The sequence below is a fragment of the Pseudomonas sp. TH15 genome (assembly GCF_016651105.1).
GTDB lineage: Bacteria > Pseudomonadota > Gammaproteobacteria > Pseudomonadales > Pseudomonadaceae > Aquipseudomonas.
Genome location: NZ_JAEKEL010000001.1, coordinates 3,979,717 through 3,995,718 on the forward strand (window position 1 = coordinate 3,979,717; position 16,002 = coordinate 3,995,718).

The window sequence follows — 16,002 nt, forward strand, 5'->3', positions numbered from 1 at the left end:
TACCGACCATGACCGAGATTTAATAATGACCGACACCCCCCATTTCCCGCTCTCCGCCGTGGTCGGCGCCGACGATTTGAAGCTCGCGCTGTACCTGACCGCTATCGACCCGAAAATCGGTGGCGTACTGATCGAAGGCCCGCGCGGTATGGCCAAGTCGACGCTCGCTCGGGGTCTCGCCGACCTGCTCGCCAGCGGTCAATTCGTCACCTTGCCTTTGGGGGCCACCGAAGAGCGACTGGTCGGCACCCTTGACCTCGACGCCGCCCTGAGCGAGGGTCGTGCACAGTTTTCCCCCGGCGTGCTGGCCAAGGCTGACGGCGGCGTGCTTTACGTCGATGAGGTCAATTTGCTGCCCGATCACCTCGTCGACCTGCTGCTCGATGTGGCCGCCAGCGGCACCAACCTGGTCGAGCGTGACGGCATTTCCCATCGGCATTCGGCGAAGTTCGTGCTGATCGGCACCATGAATCCCGAAGAGGGTGAACTGCGTCCGCAACTGCTTGACCGCTTCGGCCTGAACGTCGCGCTTAGCGGCCACACCGCACCGGCCGAGCGCGGTCAGATCATCCGTCGGCGACTGGATTTCGACAGCGATCCTCAAAGCTTCTGCGCTGAGTGGGAAAACCAGCAGCAATCCCTGCGCGAACGCTGCCAGCAGGCGCGCAGCGCATTGGCGAGCATCCCTCTGGATGACGCAGCGCTCGCGCAGATAACCGAGCGCTGTTTTGCTGCGGGTGTCGATGGCCTGCGCGCCGATCTGGTCTGGCTGCGCGCCGCACGGGCCCATGCGGCTTGGCGCGGGGCAAAAGCGATTGCCGAGGAAGATATCGACGCGGTCGCCGAGTTTGCCTTGCGCCATCGCCGCCGCGAACAGCCTTCGTCCAGCCCGCAACAACCGGCGCAATCACCGAGTACTACGCAAACCACGCCAAGCGAAGGGCAGGGCCAGTGGGGCGACCTGCCGGCACCGTCAATCGCCACGGGCGCGCGGCGTGAAGTGCCGAGCTGGCCAGCAAAAAGCCTTAGGCATTCGCCCCCGATCCGCTGCGGGGGCGAATGCCAGACCCCGCGCCGGACGTCTGGATAACGGCCGCCAAGGCAAACGCCATGCCGCTCGCAGCGGCACCGTGAACTGGCCGGGAACGCTGCTCAATGGCCGCCCGCAAACCCGCGCGGACCTGCTGTTGCAATGGCGTACGCGCAGCCCGCATGAACTGTGGCTGGTGGTCGTCGATGCCTCGGCCTCCACGCGTCGCCATCAGGCGTTGAGTGATGCCAAAGGCCTGCTCGCGCAATTGTTCGATGACGCTTACCGCCAGCGCGCGCGGTTGGCGCTGTTGACGGCCAGCGGTACCGCGCCGAAGTGGCAGGTGCAGGGCCTGAAGGCTTCCAGTGGCTTACGCGCATGGCTCGATGCCTTGGGCGCGGGCGGTGGCACGCCGTTAGTGGCGGCGCTGGCGCAGGCACAGCAATGGCTGACGGCGCGGCGCAAACGCTTGCCCGCCGAGCAGCAACGTTTGCTGGTGGTGACGGACGGGCGCTTGAAAGCCTGGTCGGGGCTGCCGGTGCTGGAGTGCCCGGGGCTGTTGATCGATATCGAGCGTGGGCCGATTCGGTTGGGGCGGGCGAGGGAGTTGGCGGTGGGGCTGGAGGCCGAATATCGGCATATAGATGAGCTGCTTTCGGTCTGACATGGGCGGTGTCTGATCGGGCCTCTTCGCGAGCAAGCTCGGCTCCTACAGAGTTTGCGGCGTTGCGGCGTTGTGGCATTGCGGCGTTGCGGCATCGCGGCATTGGGGCATTGCGGTTTTTGCAGGAGCAAGGCTTGCCCGCGCATGCATCACCTCGGTTTCAAAACCCGCGTACAAAAATGCCAGTCAGCGCGAACTGACTGGCATCGGCTTCAATCGCGTAAAAATTAACGACGACCCAGCAGCAACCCGACCACCAGGCCGAAACCGGCGGAAATCGCTACGGTCTGCCATGGATGGCCACCAATGTAGGTTTCAGTGGCATCGACCGCCGGTTTGGTCCGCTCACGGACGCTGGAGACTGAATCCAGCGCCTGCTGCAGTTTCAGGGCGATTTGCCCACGAAGTGTTTCTGCTTCCTCTCCGACCAGTGAGGAGCTGCTTTTGAGCAGTTTGTCGGATTCTTCGATCAGTGCCTGAAGTTCACTGAATGCCTGATCCTTGATTTGGTCTGCGGCGGCTTGTGCGTTGGTTTTGCGGGCCATTGAGTAACTCCTTGCGGGTAAGTGGGCAGTGAACAATGGAGTCTGCCGGGGTTGGAAAAGTTGCAGTAAATTTGCATCCCGACACCAACCTGAAGAAAAATCCAGGGCCGGAAATTTCGTCCTACAGTGTAAGATGTCGCCTATTTACGCAGCAGGAATTTTCCATGAGCTTCAATCTGGCCGACAAACCCCTTGCCGAGCGCGCTGCGCTGGAAGACGAAAAATCCCGTCTGTTCGACCTCTGGCAAAGCAACCTGGGCAAGTCCAAGGGCGAAGCCGCGCGGTTGTTCGGTGAGCGGGCCAAGCGCAAAGGCAAATGGGCCGAATGGGTTCGCGCCGAGCTTGATCTGATGTCGCCGCCCGAGTTCGCCAACATGGTGCGCAGCGAAGTCAATCGTCTGATGGCCGCTAAATAATTCCCGCCCGACACCGATCCCTGTAATGGAACACAGATTCCTGTAGGCGCGAGGCTTGCCCGCGAAGGCGATCTCAAGGACGCCTTCGCGGGCAAGCCTCGCTCCTACAACGGCATGTCGTTTACAGGGTCGCCATCGTGGGTAAAGCTCGCGACAATCGCCTCGCGCACCTTCAATACCACCGGATCAAGCAGCGTGCTGGTGCGCCAGCCCAGTTCGATCGGGTAACGCGGCAGCGCCAGCGGGCAGGGCAGCAGTGCCAGACCACTGAGTGCCGCGATGCTTTGCGCGGCATGGGCCGGAATGGTCGCCACCGCTTGGCTGCCCTTGAGCAAATACGGCAACGCCGCAAAGTGCGTGGTCGAGGCGCACACCCGGCGACTCAGTCCCAACGCCGCCAGCCCTTCATCGGTAATCCCGATAAATCCACCCGATGACACCAGAATGTGTTCCCGCGCGACGAATTCTTCCAGGCTGATGGTTTGCTGTCCTTCGGCCAGGCTGAGCGGGTCCACCAGGCATAGATAACCCCCTTCGCCCAGCACCTGGCGACTGAGCAAGCGCTCGGCAAAGCCGCCGGCGGTGATCGCCAGATCGATACTGCGGTCGAGCAAGGCATGGGCGACGATCTGGCTGTGGGTCTGGCGGAAAATCAGCCGCAGTTTTGGCGCACGCTGGGCGATTTCTTCAATCAATCGCCGCCCGTAGGCCATCTCGAAATCGTCCGACAGGCCCACGGTGACCGAGCGTCCCTCGTAATGATTGGCCGCCGGATCGACCATCGCGAGGCTCTGCCGGCATTTGTTCAACGCATCGCTGACCACCGGTTTTAATTGATTGGCCCGCAGGGTCGGTGACAACCCCCGGCCGGTGCGGACGAACAACTGATCGCCATACAACGCCCGCAGACGCCGCAACGCGGCGCTGACCGCCGATTGCGTGACGCCCAGGCGCAGGGCGGCACGGCTGGCGCTGGACTCCTCGTGCAGGGCTTCGAAGACTTTGAGCAGGTTGAGGTCGACGGTGGCGATATTCATAAGGTTCATATCATTTAGCAGCGAACGGGGCTTTATTCATGATCCGGCGACGGCCGAGAATGAGCAACACCTCATTGCCCACGGAGTTATCACGATGCCCAAGTCAATTGTTGCGGCCCTGCAAATCGGCGCTTTGCCCGGCGGCAAGGGTGAAACACTGGAGCAGATCCTTTCCTGGGAAACCCAAATCATGGAGTCCGGCGCCGCGCTGGTGGTGATGCCGGAAGCGCTGCTGGGCGGCTATCCCAAAGGCGAGTCCTTCGGCACGCAACTCGGTTATCGCCTGCCCGAGGGGCGTGAGGCGTTCGCACGCTATTTCGCCAACGCCATCGATGTGCCCGGCGTCGAGACCGAAGCTCTGGCTGGATTGTCGGCGCGAACCGGGGCCAATCTGGTGATTGGCGTGATCGAACGCGCGGGCAGCACCTTGCATTGCGCCGCGCTGTACTTCGATCCGCAGGCCGGGCTGGTAGCCAAGCACCGCAAACTGATGCCGACCGGCACCGAACGGCTGATCTGGGGCAAGGGCGATGGTTCGACGCTGCCGGTGATCGACAGTCAGGTCGGGACGCTTGCGGCGGTGGTGTGCTGGGAAAACATGATGCCGTTGCTGCGTACTGCGATGTACGCCAAAGGCGTGGAGGTCTGGTGCGCGCCGACGGTGGATGAGCGGGAGATGTGGCAGGTCAGCATGCGTCACATTGCCCATGAAGGCCGCTGCTTTGTGGTCAGTGCCTGTCAGGTGCAGGCATCGCCGAACGAGCTCGGCGTAGAGATTGCCAACTGGCCGGCGGAGCGCCCGTTGATTGCCGGAGGCAGCGTGATAATCGGGCCGATGGGTGACGTGTTGGCCGGGCCGCTGCGCGGTGAGGCCGGATTGCTCACCGCCGAGATCGACACCGATGAACTGATTCGTGCGCGGTATGACTATGACGTGGTCGGCCACTACGCGCGGCCGGACGTCTTCGAGTTGAGCGTGGACGAACGCGCCAAACCGGGCGTGCGCTTCACAACGTGACCCCGAAAATCCCCTGTAGGAGCTGCCAAAGGCTGCGATCCTTTGATCTGTCTTTTATAAACAAGATCAAAAGATCGCAGCCTTCGGCAGCTCCTACCTGAGGATTAGTGGTTTTGCAGCCATTCTTCGCGGGTGATTTCCCAGAGGTCGCGGGGGAGAGTTTGCGTGAGCCGATGTTCGGCGCGGCTTTCGGGACGCGCATCAGCGGGCGATCAAGGCTCTTGAACCAGTAATCGGTCACCGCGGCACACGCTTCGGTCATCAATCCTTGACTCTGCCATGCGGGCGCCAGCCAGAAACCACGGTTGTTGTCAGGCTGATCCATCAGGCTGATGTTGCCGATCAACTGCTCGGGCGCCGACTTCAAGCGAATCGACCAATGCCACTCTTTGCCAGCCGATATCGCCGGCAACGCAACGTCACGCAGGTAGCTGAGGGCGCCGTCATCAGGGTACGGCCAAGGCACGGCGGCATTGAGATAACGCACCACTTCCCAATGGGCAAACTGTTGCTGCACGGCGTCAGCATCGGCCAGTTCCAGCGGGCGCAGGATCAGCCGTTCGGTGTACAACGTCGGTGTGTCTTCCATAAACCTGCAGCCTCCCTGAGTGTCTTTGATAGACGTGGGAGGCTAACGCATTTTTACCAGGTCGCGGCACTGGCCTTGGGCAAACTGAGCTTGCCACTGTCGACAAAACGCATGGTGCCGAACACACCGCCCGCGAGTTTGCCGCGCAACACGTAAGGCAGGTTGTCGAGGGTTTGTGTCTGGCTGAGGCCAAGGGTCTGGCGCAGTACCGAGAACGCGGAAATGCTGACGGGTACGCTGACGATGGTTTCGGAAAAGCGAGGAATCGAACCGCTCTGGTCGCTCACGCCCGACGCCAGCGAATGGCCGTTGACCTCCAGATCCAAAGCAATGCCGTTGTAGTCGATCGCGGTTTCATTGGGGTTTTGCACGCGCAACTTGATGGCGAAGCGCACTTCCAGGTCCTGGCTCGGCAACGGTTCGAGGCCGACCACATTGATGTTCACCGGATCACGGTTGGGGAACAGCGCGCAGGCGCTGAGGGACAGCAGAAGCAGCGACAGGATGACGGCATGGACACGGCGCATAAACGGTCTCTCAACGAAAAAGGGCTGAACCGTTGCCGGCTCAGCCCTTTTTGCCAAGGCCAGACGTTAGCGGTTCAACTGTGCGACAGCTGCCGCCGAGGCAGGTTCACCTTTGGCCGGCATGTCCGGGTTTTCCATGACTTGCAGGATCGACGCTTCCGGGTCGAAATCGTCTTCCTCAAGCTCCATGAATTCCTCGGGCAAGAACACGTTGAGGATGATCGCGCACAGTGCACCGACGGTAATCGGCGATTCGAAGATGTTGTGCAGGGCCTGCGGCAATTCGCGCAACACTTGCGGCACGGCGGCGATGCCCAGGCCCATGCCGAGGGAAATCGAGACGATCAGCATGTTGCGGCGATGCAGGCCGGCTTCGGCGAGGATCTTGATCCCGGCCACCGCCACGGTCCCGAACATCACCAATTCCGCACCACCGAGCACCGGTTTGGGCATCAGTTGCAGCACCGCGCCGATCATCGGGAACAACCCCAACAGCACCAGCAGCCCAGCGATGAAGAAGGCGACATAACGGCTGGCCACGCCGGTGAGCTGGATCACGCCGTTGTTCTGGGCGAAGGTCACCATCGGCATGCTGTTGAACACTGCGGCCATGGCCGAGTTGAGACCGTCGGCGAGCAGGCCGGACTTGATCCGGCGAATGTAGATCGGGCCTTTGACCGGTTCCCGGGAAATCATCGAGTTGGCCGTCAGGTCACCGGCGGCTTCCAGCGGTGACACCAGGAAAATCACCGCCACCGGCACAAACGCGACCCAATCGAAGTTGAAACCGTACTTGAACGGCACCGGTACGCTCACCAGCGGCACGGCGGGCAGGCTGGCGAAATCGACATCGCCCATCAGCCACGCGACGACGTAGCCGAGAGTCAGGCCGATGACGATGGCGCCGAGGCGCAGGAACGGCACATCGACCCGGTTCAACACCACGATGGTCCCGAGCACCAGCGCCGCCAGGGCCAAATGGTGACTGGCACCGAGGTCCGCCACGCCGAAGCCGCCGGCGATGTCGGTCATGGCGACCTTGATCAGCGACAGGCCCATGAGCGTGATGATGGTGCCGGTGACCACCGGGGTGATCAGCATCCGCAGTTTGCCGATGAACTGGCTCAACACCACTTCGATGAATGCCGCGAAAAAGCACACGCCGAAGATCGTCGAAAGGATCTCATCGGTGCCGCCACCCCGGGCCTTGACCATGAAACCGGCGCTGAGGATCACGCTGATAAACGAAAAACTGGTGCCTTGCAGGCACAGCAAACCGGAACCCACCGGGCCGAACCGCCGCGCCTGAACGAAGGTGCCCAGCCCGGAGACGAACAGCGCCATGCTGATCAGGTACGGGATCTCGCTTTGCAGACCTAGCGCGCCGCCCATGATCAGGGTCGGGGTGATGATCCCGACGAAACTCGCGAGTACGTGTTGCAGGGCGGCGAAGACCGTGGCGGTCAGGTGCGGGCGGTCGTTGAGGCCGTAGATGAGGTCGTTGTTGCGCGGGACTTTTTCAGAGGCGGTCATGGTGTTTTGCGCGCCGTGAGGCGGGGCCGGGTCAGAAAATGGAGGCGCAGGATGCCGGAAGAGTGCGGCGAGGGCAACGCAATAAAATTGCCTGAAAGGTCAGGTTTTATTGGGCGCCATCGGCAAACGCCCGCGTAGGAGCTGTCGAGTGAAACGAGGCTGCGATCTTTTGACCTTGAAAAGCACAATCAAAAGATCGCAGCCTGCGGCAGCTCCTACAGAGGGGTGAATGCGGCCAATAAGTCTTCTTCAAAGGCTTTTTGCGCATCCCCCGCGACCTGCGCCCGATGCCGAGCCAGATGAAACCCGACATCGAAACTCATTTCCCCAACCCTCACGGCCCGCAGCAGTCCCTTGTCTTCCCAGCTCCGGGCAAAGTGGCTGGGCAAGTAACCAACGTGTTTGCCAGAAAGAATAAAGGCAAGGGTGCCTTCAACCTGTTCCGAGCGCGCCGAACACAACTTGCCTTGAAACGGCTCATCACTGCGTAGAAACCGATAAGGATGATCCACCCGGTCGCTGGACTGAAGTGCTTCATCATCCGGCGTCTCATTGCTGAACAACGGATGGCCGGGCGCGCAATACAAATGCTGTGTCTCGCTGAACAACTCACGGTAGTCAAAAGCGCTTTGCACCTGTGAGAAATAGCCGATCGCCAGGTCCAACCGCTGTTGCAGCATTAAACGCTCCATTTCGCCGGGCATGGCGCTGATCAGCTCGATCCGAACCGACTCATCCCGCTCGCGAAACCGCCGGATCGCGTCCGCTACTCGTTGCAGCACCGATTGATCGAGGGCTTCGGACAGCCCCAGTCGCACCTCGCCGATCAAGCGCCCGGCGACGCCGTTGGATTGATGACGGAAGGCTTCGATGGACTCAAACAATCCACGGGTCGCAATCAGCAGTTGCTCACCTTTGGGCGTGATTTTGAAGCCGCCCTTGCCGCGACTGCACAGCCGATAGCCGAGCCGGGTTTCGAGTTTGGCCATTTGCTGGCTGATGCTCGACTGGCTCAAGCCCAGTTCACCCTGGGCCGCACTGAAACCGCCGCATTCGACCACGCTGACAAAAAGGCGCAGCAGTTGCAGGTCCAGATCGTGCAGTTGACCGAGCATCACACATTACTCCGGGATAATGTCAGGTTAATAAACTTGATATTTCACCAATGTATCCGACGGCGCACGCTGCAACCACTCCAACAGGTCAGGTGTTTGTCATGGCTCCTCTCTTCAAGCTGTGTTGCCCCGCGTTGTTACTCGCTGTCGCTGTGTCGGCCCAGGCCGAGGAAAAGATTCTCAACCTCTACAGTTGGCAGGATTACTTTGCCCCCGAGGCCATCAAGCAGTTCGAGAAGGAAACCGGCATCCAGGTGCGTTACGACACCTTCGACAGCTCCGAAGTCCTGGAAACCAAGCTGCTGACCGGTGGCAGCGGCTATGACGTGGTGGTGCCATCTTCCAGCTTGATGGCGCGCGGGATTGCCGCCAATGCGTTGAAGCCGATTCCTCTCGACAGTTTGAAGGGCCACGCCAACCTCGACCCGGATTTGCTGAAAAAAGCTGCCGGCACCGACCCTGGCAACCGCTTTGGCGTGCCGTATACCTGGGGCACTTTGGGGTTGGGGCTGAATGTCGAGGCGGTAAAGAAGCGTCTGCCGGATGTGCCGCTCAACAGCCTGGACCTGCTGTTCAAACCTGAATATGCCAGCAAGCTGAAAGATTGCGGCATCGCGATTATCGACTCGCCTCAGGAAGTGATCGGCTTGGCGCTGCACTATCTTGGTAAAAACCCCTACAGCAGCGACAAGGCCGACCTGACCGCCGCCGAGGCGTTATTGCATCAGCTTCAGCCCAATGTGCTGTACGTCGCCACCGGCCGGCAGATCAGCGATTTGGCCAACGGCAGCATTTGCCTGGCGTTGGCCTACAACGGTGACGCCAGCATCGCCGCTGACCAGGCGCAAAAGGCCAACAAGCCATACGAGGTGACTTACCGCATTCCCAAGGACGGCACGCTGGTCTGGCAGGACAATCTGGCGATTCCCAAGGACGCGCCACACCCTGAAGCGGCGCAGGCGTTTGTCGAGTTTATGTTGCGTCCCGAATCCGTTGCCGGGGTCACCAACACCCTGTTTTTTGCCAACGCCAACCAGGCCGCAACACCGCTTGTGGATGAGGCGGTGCGCACCAACCCGGACATTTATCCTCCCGCCGATGTGCGCGACCGCTTGTACGCAGACCAAAGCATGAACCTCAAAGACATGCGCCAGCGTACCCGCATGTGGACCACTTTCCGTAGCCGCCAATAATAAGGAACTCACCATGGATGTCCCTGTGCAAAACGACCAGGCCATGACCCGCGACAGTCTTTACGGGACTGCCGCCGAAAGCACCTACGCCGGTATCACCAGTTTCATGCGCCGTCGCTACAGTCGCGACTTGCGCGGGGTCGACGTCGCGGTCAGCGGTGTGCCGTTCGACACCGCCACCAGCAACCGCCCCGGCGCACGTTTCGGACCGCGCGGCATTCGTGCCGCGTCCACCGGGATTGCCTGGGAGCGCCACTGGCCGTGGACGTTCGACCCGTTTGATCACTTGGCGGTGGTTGATTACGGCGACTGCGACTTCGACTACGGCACGCCGCAATCGGTGCCGGAAAGCATCGAAGCCCACGCCGAACACATTTTGAACGCTGGCAGCGCGATGCTCACGTTTGGTGGTGACCACTTCATCACCTATCCGCTGCTCAAGGCCCATGCCCGCAAACATGGAGCGTTGTCGCTGATCCACTTCGACGCCCACAGCGACACCTGGCCGGACGAGGAGGGCAAACGTGTCGATCACGGCACGATGTTCTGGCACGCGGCCAAAGAGGGACTGGTGGATCCGTCGCGCTCGGTGCAGATCGGTTTACGCACCACCAACGACGATCACATGGGCTTTCAAGTGCTGGACGCAAGGCAAGTGCATCGCCAGGGTTGCGAGGCGATTGTCGAGGCGATTCGGGCACGGGTCGGTGATAACCCGGTGTACCTGACGTTCGATATCGACTGCCTCGATCCGGCGTTCGCTCCGGGCACCGGAACTCCGGTGTGCGGCGGCTTAAGCACGGTGCAGGCGCTGGAGATTCTCGGCGGTTTGCGCGGGATCAATCTGGTGGGCATGGACGTGGTGGAAGTGGCCCCGGCCTACGACAGCGCGGACATTACCTCACTGGCGGCAGCGACCTTGGCGATGGAAATGCTGTGCCTGTATGCGGCTAAACACAAAGTCGACCGCTGAAACACCCAAACCCCTGCAGGCGTTGTCGCAGGCTGCCATCTGATCGTTCCCACGCAGAGCGTCGAAGCGATCAGGTACAGGGGGTGTATGTTTATCCGCAAGATTGCCGTGGCATACTGCCGCGCATGACTTTCGACTCCCCCTCAGCGCTTGGCAGCACGCCATCGAACACAAGGGCTTCATCCAGGATGAAGCTCAGGAGCACGCCGTCTGGGCGCTGCAAAAATGCCACGAAGCCCTGCACGCCGGGGCCCGTGCCGTTACCGGCGTTTACTTGTGGGGCCCGGTCGGGCGCGGCAAGACCTGGTTGATGGACCAGTTCTATCAGAGCCTGCGCGTGCCAGCCCGGCGTCAGCATTTTCATCACTTCATGGGCTGGGTCCATCAGCGCTCGTTCCAGTTGAGCGGCATTGCCGATCCGCTACGCGCGCTGGCCAAAGAGCTTGCCGCTGAAGTGCGGGTGTTGTGCTTCGACGAACTGTTCGTCAATGACATTGGCGACGCGATCATTCTGGGGCGGTTGTTTCAAGTGATGTTCGACGAAGGCGTGGTGGTGGTCTGCACCTCAAACCTGCCGCCGGACGATTTGTATGCCGATGGCTTCAACCGTGATCGGTTTGTGCCGGCGATCGCCGCGATCAAGGCGCACATGCAGGTGGTGCCGGTGAACGGTACCGAAGATCATCGCCTGCATCCGGGCGCAGGGCTGCAGCGCTATTTTGTCGCTGTGCCGGGTTCAAACAGCGCGCTGGACGAAGTATTCAAAACGCTCGCTGCGGGGCAATCCGCCAGTGATCAGCCGGTGTCGGTCGGACATCGTGTGTTGAACGTGGTGCAAGCGAGCGAATCAGTGTTGTGGTGCCGCTATGCCGATCTTTGCGAGCAACCGTTTGCCGCCATGGACTTCATCGCTTTATGCGACCGCTATCGCGCTATTCTGTTGAGTGAGGTGCCCAACCTCAGCGCGCAGAAGCGCGAAGGGCGCATCGCCCGGGGCACTGAGGATGGCGTGGAACGGGTGGTGGCCGGTGATCGCGATTTGCCGCAGTTATCGGTGCACGACGACGGTGTGCGGCGTTTCATCGCGCTGGTCGACGAATGCTATGACCGCAAGGTGCCGCTGTACCTTGAAGCCCAAGTGCCGATGGATGCGTTGTACACCGAGGGTTATCTGGAATTCCCGTTCCGCCGCACCCTCAGCCGACTACAGGAAATGCAGCTGCAACGCTTTGCCGACGCTTGAGATCTAGGAGGAGCGACGATGAATCAGCCTTTGTCTCACCATTTGCTGACCATGGCCTACCAAAACGCCTGGGCCAACCATCGACTGGCCAAGGCCTGGGGGCAGTTGAGCGCGGTGGAACTGGCGGCGCCACGCGTCAGTTTTTTCCCGAGTATCGTCGCGACCCTCAATCACATCCTGACCTGCGACTGGTTCTATGTGGATGCCCTTGAGCGCGAACGACGCGCAGATGATCCGCATCACGACTGCTACGTGTTTTTCAAAGACGATCAGCCGTTCACGGCGGCTGCCGACCTCAAGCGTGAGCAAGCCCACGTCGACAATCGGCTGATCGCTTATTGCGAGCAATTGCGTGACGCCGACCTCGGGCGGCTGGTGACCATCGCTCGTGAAACGCCGCAAAACGACAGCCGTTTGCGCATGCTGTCGCATTTGTTCGAACACCAGATCCATCATCGCGGACAGGTTCACGCGATGCTCAGCGGGACTGCCGTCAAACCACCGCAACTGGATGAGTTTTTCTGTGCGGGCGAGGCCGGATTGCGTGCGCAGGATTTCGCTGAACTTGGCTGGACTGAAGAGTTGATCTGGGGGCGCTGAGGTTGAGGATCAACAGATCGCAGCCTGCGGCAGCGTCTACAGGGGGATTTGGATCTTTTGCTGGAACCGGGTTGTCTGGCGTAGCGCCTCGCGCTAAGGTCGAAGCGCCTTTCAGCACGCACTTTGCGCGCCGGGGCGCTAGTGTGTTCGGGGATGGAAATGGATTCCGCAGAAATTCTTGTGCTTCAAGCCAGTTACACCAATCCGCTGCACGCCGAGGCCATCGGTGTCGTGCTCAATCACTATGCCGAAGACCCCATGGGCGGCGGCCATCCGATCGCTCCCGAGCTGCTGCAGCGCTTGCCGGAAGAACTGGCCCGACGGCCTTATGCGTTCAGTGTGTTGGCATTCGTCGGCGGCGAACCGGCGGGGCTGGTGAATTGCTTTGAAGGCTTTTCGACCTTTGCCTGCCGGCCATTGGTCAACGTCCATGATGTGGCGGTGGTGTCGAAGTTTCGCGGCTTGGGCCTGAGCCAGAAGATGCTGCAAAAGGTCGAAGAGATCGCCCGTCAGCGCGGTTGCTGCAAGATCACCCTCGAAGTCCTGGAAGGCAATGACGTGGCCCAGGCGTCCTATGCCAAGTTTGGTTTTGCCGCCGGCATGTTCGACCCGGCCCATGGCCGCATGTTGTTCTGGATCAAGGCGCTGTAAATCCCAGGCAAAAAAAGGGCGTCCATCAGGACGCCCAAGTGTCAGCTCCCAGGCCAGAGCTGAGCCATGGGAGGTTCATCGGTTGCTCAAGAAAACTCAGTTTCGATAGGACTCCGTCACTTGCGCCGTCTGGTCGGCGGGGACGCGAATTTCCTTTGCTTTGGCCTCGTCGGTCTGTGCGCTTTGCGCATGGTGGACCGGGAAGTTGTCGTAGTAATAATGCATGCGCTCAGCGCCGCCTTCGGCAAAAACGCTGGCAGAGCCAAGGGTGAATAGACCGGCAAGGATTGCGGTAGTGATTTTCATGGTGCCTCCTACTGAAAAACGTCGGAGCCGTTCATCCATGAAGCTGAACTCGAAACAAAGTCTGTAGGACGTGAATTAACTCGGGGTTAACGCAACAAAATGCGTCGCGGACACACCTGTGGTGAGGGGGTAATGCCCCTCACCACAATTGATCGTGGTGGCAGGGCAGAGATCAGATCTTCCAGTCCAGGCTCAAGGTCACCGTGCGCGGGTCACCCCAGTACACGCCGTTGTAGAAACCGACGTTGTCGTAATACTTCTTGTCGAACAGGTTATTGACGTTCAGCGATGCTGACAGGTGCTTGTCGAATTCATAACGCGACATCAGATTGACCACGGTGTAAGCGTCCTGGTTGATTCGCGTACGCTCGGTGATGATCCGGCCATTGGCACCACGCCCGACCGGGCGGTTGGAATTGCCATAAACGTCGCTCTGCCAATTTACTGCGCCGCCAACCGTCAAGGCATTCCAGTTGCCTGGCAAGCGATACGCCGTGGACAAACGCAGCATGTTCAGCGGTTGGTTGGTGTTGGTGCGCTCCTTGTCGCCATTCACTGAATGGGTGTAGGTGTAACCGGCGGTCATGTTCCAGCCATGGAGGATCTCGCCGGAGACTTCGGCTTCAAAGCCATTGACCTTGTTGCCCTTGCCGCCGCTTTTGTAGAACTCCTCGCCGGTGACCGGATCCGGCGCGACCGAATCGTCGACTTCGGCAACGTTGTCCTGTTTGCTCCAGAACACTGCCGTCGACAGATTCAGGCGTTCTTCCAGCAGGCTGCCCTTGAGTCCCAGTTCGTAATTGCTGCCAACCACCGGATCGAGGTAATTGCGGCTGCTGTCGCGATTGCTTTGCGGTTTGAAAATGTCGGTGTAGCTGACGTAGGCGGTGTATTCCGGCGTCAGGTCATAGAGCAGGCCAGCGTAAGGTGTCCAGATGTCGTTATGGCGCTGGCTGGTGGCGTCGACGCTGCTCAATTTCAACTGATCGTCGTAATAGCTGTCGCGGCTGGAATCTTCCCAACTGCCGTAACGGCTGCCGAGGACGGCATGCAATTCGTCCGTGAAACTCAGGCGGGTCGCCAGATACCCGGCCTTCTGCCGCGTCTTGCTTTTGGAGCCGCTCAGGCCGGTGACGGTGTCGGAAAACCTGGCAATGTCCCCCATGTATTTCCAGTCACGAATACTCTCGTAATCCGCCGCTCGCGGGCCGTCTATGGTGTAGGGAGAGTCGGCCCGACGCTCGGCTTCGCCATAACCGAACATCAATTCGTGTTCACGACCGAGCAGCGAATAGGGCCCGGAGACATTGAAGTCATAGGCGTTCATGCTCTGGTCGCCGATCATGTGGCCCATGTAGGCGGTCATGCCGCTGCGGTCGGCCTCGGGAAAGCCTCCACCGCCGTAATAGGTTTTGCCGTCGGAGTCACTTTTGCGATGGGTGTATGCCGCCCGGAGTTTCCAGCCTCCCGCCAGTTGTTGGTCGAGGGTGGCGAAGGCGGTTTTGTCGCGCAGCGGCCAGGAACTCCACGAGGTCGCCATGTTGGTCGAGCGCCCGAGACCGGCCTTGCTGCCATCGGCATTCCAGTAAGGCACGGTGCCCCAGGAACTGCCTTGGACCTGTTTATCCTGATAGTCATAACCGACGGCAAGTACGGTGGACTCGGTCAGGTCAGCTTCGAGAATGCCGTAGCCGACCTCGCGTTGCAGGGCGTATTTGTCGCGTATCGATTGGCTGTCGCGATACGCCAATACCGTACGCCCGCGCAGACGGCCATCGAACGCCAGCGGGCCGCCGACATCGACGTAGCTGTAGTAATCGTCATAGCTGCCGCCGCTGACCCCGGCCAGCGCCTGCAATTGTGCAGTCGGCCGCTTGCGCACCATGTTGATGGTTGCAGAAGGATCGCCCGCGCCGGTGGTCAGGCCCGTGGCGCCGCGCACCACTTCAATGCGGTCATAGATGATGGTGTCGGCGTCGGTCTTCATCCGGTCGAAGGTGTTGAGCATCCCGTCGATCTGGAAGTTGTTGATCGAATAACCGCGTGACGAATAGTTCACGCGGTCCGAATCGAGGTGCTGCACAACGACCCCGGTGGTCTGACGCATGGCCTCGGACAATGTACCGAGTTTGAAATCATCCATTTGCTGACGAGTGACCACGGACACCGATTGCGGGGTTTCCTTGATCGACAGGTTCAACCGCGTCGCCGTGCTCATCGCGCCGGTCGTATAAGAATCAGTGTTTTCAGTGGTGGTGCCCAAGCCTTCGGCGGTGACGCTGGTGGAAGCCAGTTCCAGCGCCGGCGCGGCAGGCTCGGACTGAGTGTCAACGTCGTTTTCTGCCAACAGATCGGCGCTGAATGCGGCACCGCACAGGCCGAGGGTGAGGGAAATGGAACGGGTGATAGGCGCGAACATCGCAGCCGACTCCTTGTCTTCGAGGGAAATATCCTTTGGTTCAAAGACGAAGAGGGGAGTCGCGATTTAGTATCAAACGAGAAATATTATTATTTAAGGATATTTCCAAGGCCAGAAAAAGGGGCCGTTTCGGCCCCTTTCTG

16 protein-coding genes and 1 pseudogene are annotated in these 16,002 nt (G+C 60.3%); 9 read left to right on the forward strand and 8 right to left on the reverse strand.

The features are described 5' to 3' along the window. The first annotated feature begins 25 nt into the window (after window positions 1-25). Together JFT87_RS17790 and JFT87_RS17795 are read left to right on the forward strand one after the other, a co-directional pair. The gene (locus JFT87_RS17790; RefSeq protein WP_446739720.1) at window positions 26-1,090 is read left to right on the forward strand and encodes an ATP-binding protein; all 1,065 of its coding nucleotides are present in this window, start codon (window positions 26-28) and stop codon (window positions 1,088-1,090) included. After that, complete coding sequence (locus tag JFT87_RS17795; RefSeq protein ID WP_201203274.1) at window positions 996-1,694, forward strand: VWA domain-containing protein; 699 nt, start codon at window positions 996-998, stop codon at window positions 1,692-1,694. Before JFT87_RS17790 ends, JFT87_RS17795 begins: the two co-directional genes overlap by 95 nt. A 227-nt stretch (window positions 1,695-1,921) precedes the next feature. Here JFT87_RS17795 and JFT87_RS17800 read toward each other — a convergent pair whose 3' ends face one another. After that, window positions 1,922-2,239 carry a DUF883 family protein gene (locus JFT87_RS17800; RefSeq protein ID WP_201203276.1) on the reverse strand — a complete coding sequence of 106 codons (318 nt, stop codon included), beginning with the start codon at window positions 2,237-2,239 and terminating at the stop codon, window positions 1,922-1,924. Window positions 2,240-2,403: 164 nt separating this feature from the next. On the opposite strand from JFT87_RS17800, the gene JFT87_RS17805 reads away from it, so the two are divergent. Next, window positions 2,404-2,655: a hypothetical protein gene (locus JFT87_RS17805; RefSeq protein WP_201197520.1), complete on the forward strand. Its 252-nt coding sequence runs from the start codon at window positions 2,404-2,406 to the stop codon at window positions 2,653-2,655. A gap of 104 nt (window positions 2,656-2,759) precedes the next feature. Here JFT87_RS17805 and JFT87_RS17810 read toward each other — a convergent pair whose 3' ends face one another. Continuing rightward, window positions 2,760-3,701 (reverse strand): LysR family transcriptional regulator, encoded by a 942-nt coding sequence (locus JFT87_RS17810; RefSeq protein WP_201203278.1) that lies wholly within the window; start codon window positions 3,699-3,701, stop codon window positions 2,760-2,762. Window positions 3,702-3,786: 85 nt separating this feature from the next. On the opposite strand from JFT87_RS17810, the gene JFT87_RS17815 reads away from it, so the two are divergent. Beyond that, entirely contained in the window at window positions 3,787-4,710 is a 924-nt protein-coding gene (locus tag JFT87_RS17815) for a carbon-nitrogen hydrolase family protein (RefSeq protein ID WP_201203280.1), read from the forward strand. 104 nt (window positions 4,711-4,814) lie between these two features. Here JFT87_RS17815 and JFT87_RS17820 read toward each other — a convergent pair. From JFT87_RS17820 to JFT87_RS17835, 4 genes and pseudogenes are all read right to left on the reverse strand, one after another. Then, window positions 4,815-5,299 (reverse strand): annotated as a pseudogene (locus JFT87_RS17820) (GNAT family N-acetyltransferase). Window positions 5,300-5,352: 53 nt separating this feature from the next. After that, window positions 5,353-5,826 carry an LEA type 2 family protein gene (locus JFT87_RS17825; protein WP_201203282.1) on the reverse strand — a complete coding sequence of 158 codons (474 nt, stop codon included), beginning with the start codon at window positions 5,824-5,826 and terminating at the stop codon, window positions 5,353-5,355. A 66-nt stretch (window positions 5,827-5,892) separates the two neighbouring features. Further along, window positions 5,893-7,359, reverse strand: a complete 1,467-nt coding sequence (locus JFT87_RS17830) for a nucleobase:cation symporter-2 family protein (protein ID WP_201203284.1) — start codon at window positions 7,357-7,359, stop codon at window positions 5,893-5,895. A gap of 215 nt (window positions 7,360-7,574) precedes the next feature. Continuing rightward, window positions 7,575-8,474 carry a LysR family transcriptional regulator gene (locus JFT87_RS17835; RefSeq protein ID WP_201203286.1) on the reverse strand — a complete coding sequence of 300 codons (900 nt, stop codon included), beginning with the start codon at window positions 8,472-8,474 and terminating at the stop codon, window positions 7,575-7,577. A gap of 101 nt (window positions 8,475-8,575) precedes the next feature. Between JFT87_RS17835 and JFT87_RS17840 the strand changes: the two genes are divergently transcribed. From JFT87_RS17840 to JFT87_RS17860, 5 genes are all read left to right on the forward strand, one after another. After that, window positions 8,576-9,667: a polyamine ABC transporter substrate-binding protein gene (locus JFT87_RS17840; RefSeq protein WP_201203288.1), complete on the forward strand. Its 1,092-nt coding sequence runs from the start codon at window positions 8,576-8,578 to the stop codon at window positions 9,665-9,667. Between the two features lie 13 nt (window positions 9,668-9,680). Beyond that, a complete protein-coding gene (gene speB, locus JFT87_RS17845) occupies window positions 9,681-10,640 on the forward strand; it encodes an agmatinase (RefSeq protein WP_201203297.1) in 960 nt (319 codons plus the stop codon). 103 nt (window positions 10,641-10,743) lie between these two features. Beyond that, window positions 10,744-11,883, forward strand: coding sequence for a cell division protein ZapE (zapE, locus tag JFT87_RS17850; protein WP_201203299.1), 1,140 nt, complete (start codon window positions 10,744-10,746; stop codon window positions 11,881-11,883). Window positions 11,884-11,901: 18 nt separating this feature from the next. Beyond that, the gene (locus JFT87_RS17855) at window positions 11,902-12,483 is read left to right on the forward strand and encodes a DinB family protein (protein ID WP_201203301.1); all 582 of its coding nucleotides are present in this window, start codon (window positions 11,902-11,904) and stop codon (window positions 12,481-12,483) included. Between the two features lie 159 nt (window positions 12,484-12,642). Beyond that, complete coding sequence (locus JFT87_RS17860) at window positions 12,643-13,134, forward strand: GNAT family N-acetyltransferase (protein WP_201203303.1); 492 nt, start codon at window positions 12,643-12,645, stop codon at window positions 13,132-13,134. A 96-nt stretch (window positions 13,135-13,230) separates the two neighbouring features. On the opposite strand, the gene JFT87_RS17865 is transcribed toward JFT87_RS17860, so the two are convergent. Both JFT87_RS17865 and JFT87_RS17870 read right to left on the reverse strand, forming a co-directional pair. Continuing rightward, on the reverse strand, window positions 13,231-13,440 hold the full coding sequence (locus JFT87_RS17865) for a hypothetical protein (RefSeq protein ID WP_201203305.1): 210 nt from the start codon (window positions 13,438-13,440) through the stop codon (window positions 13,231-13,233). 172 nt (window positions 13,441-13,612) lie between these two features. Next, entirely contained in the window at window positions 13,613-15,859 is a 2,247-nt protein-coding gene (locus JFT87_RS17870; RefSeq protein ID WP_201203306.1) for a TonB-dependent siderophore receptor, read from the reverse strand. Between the last annotated feature and the right edge of the window lie 143 nt (window positions 15,860-16,002).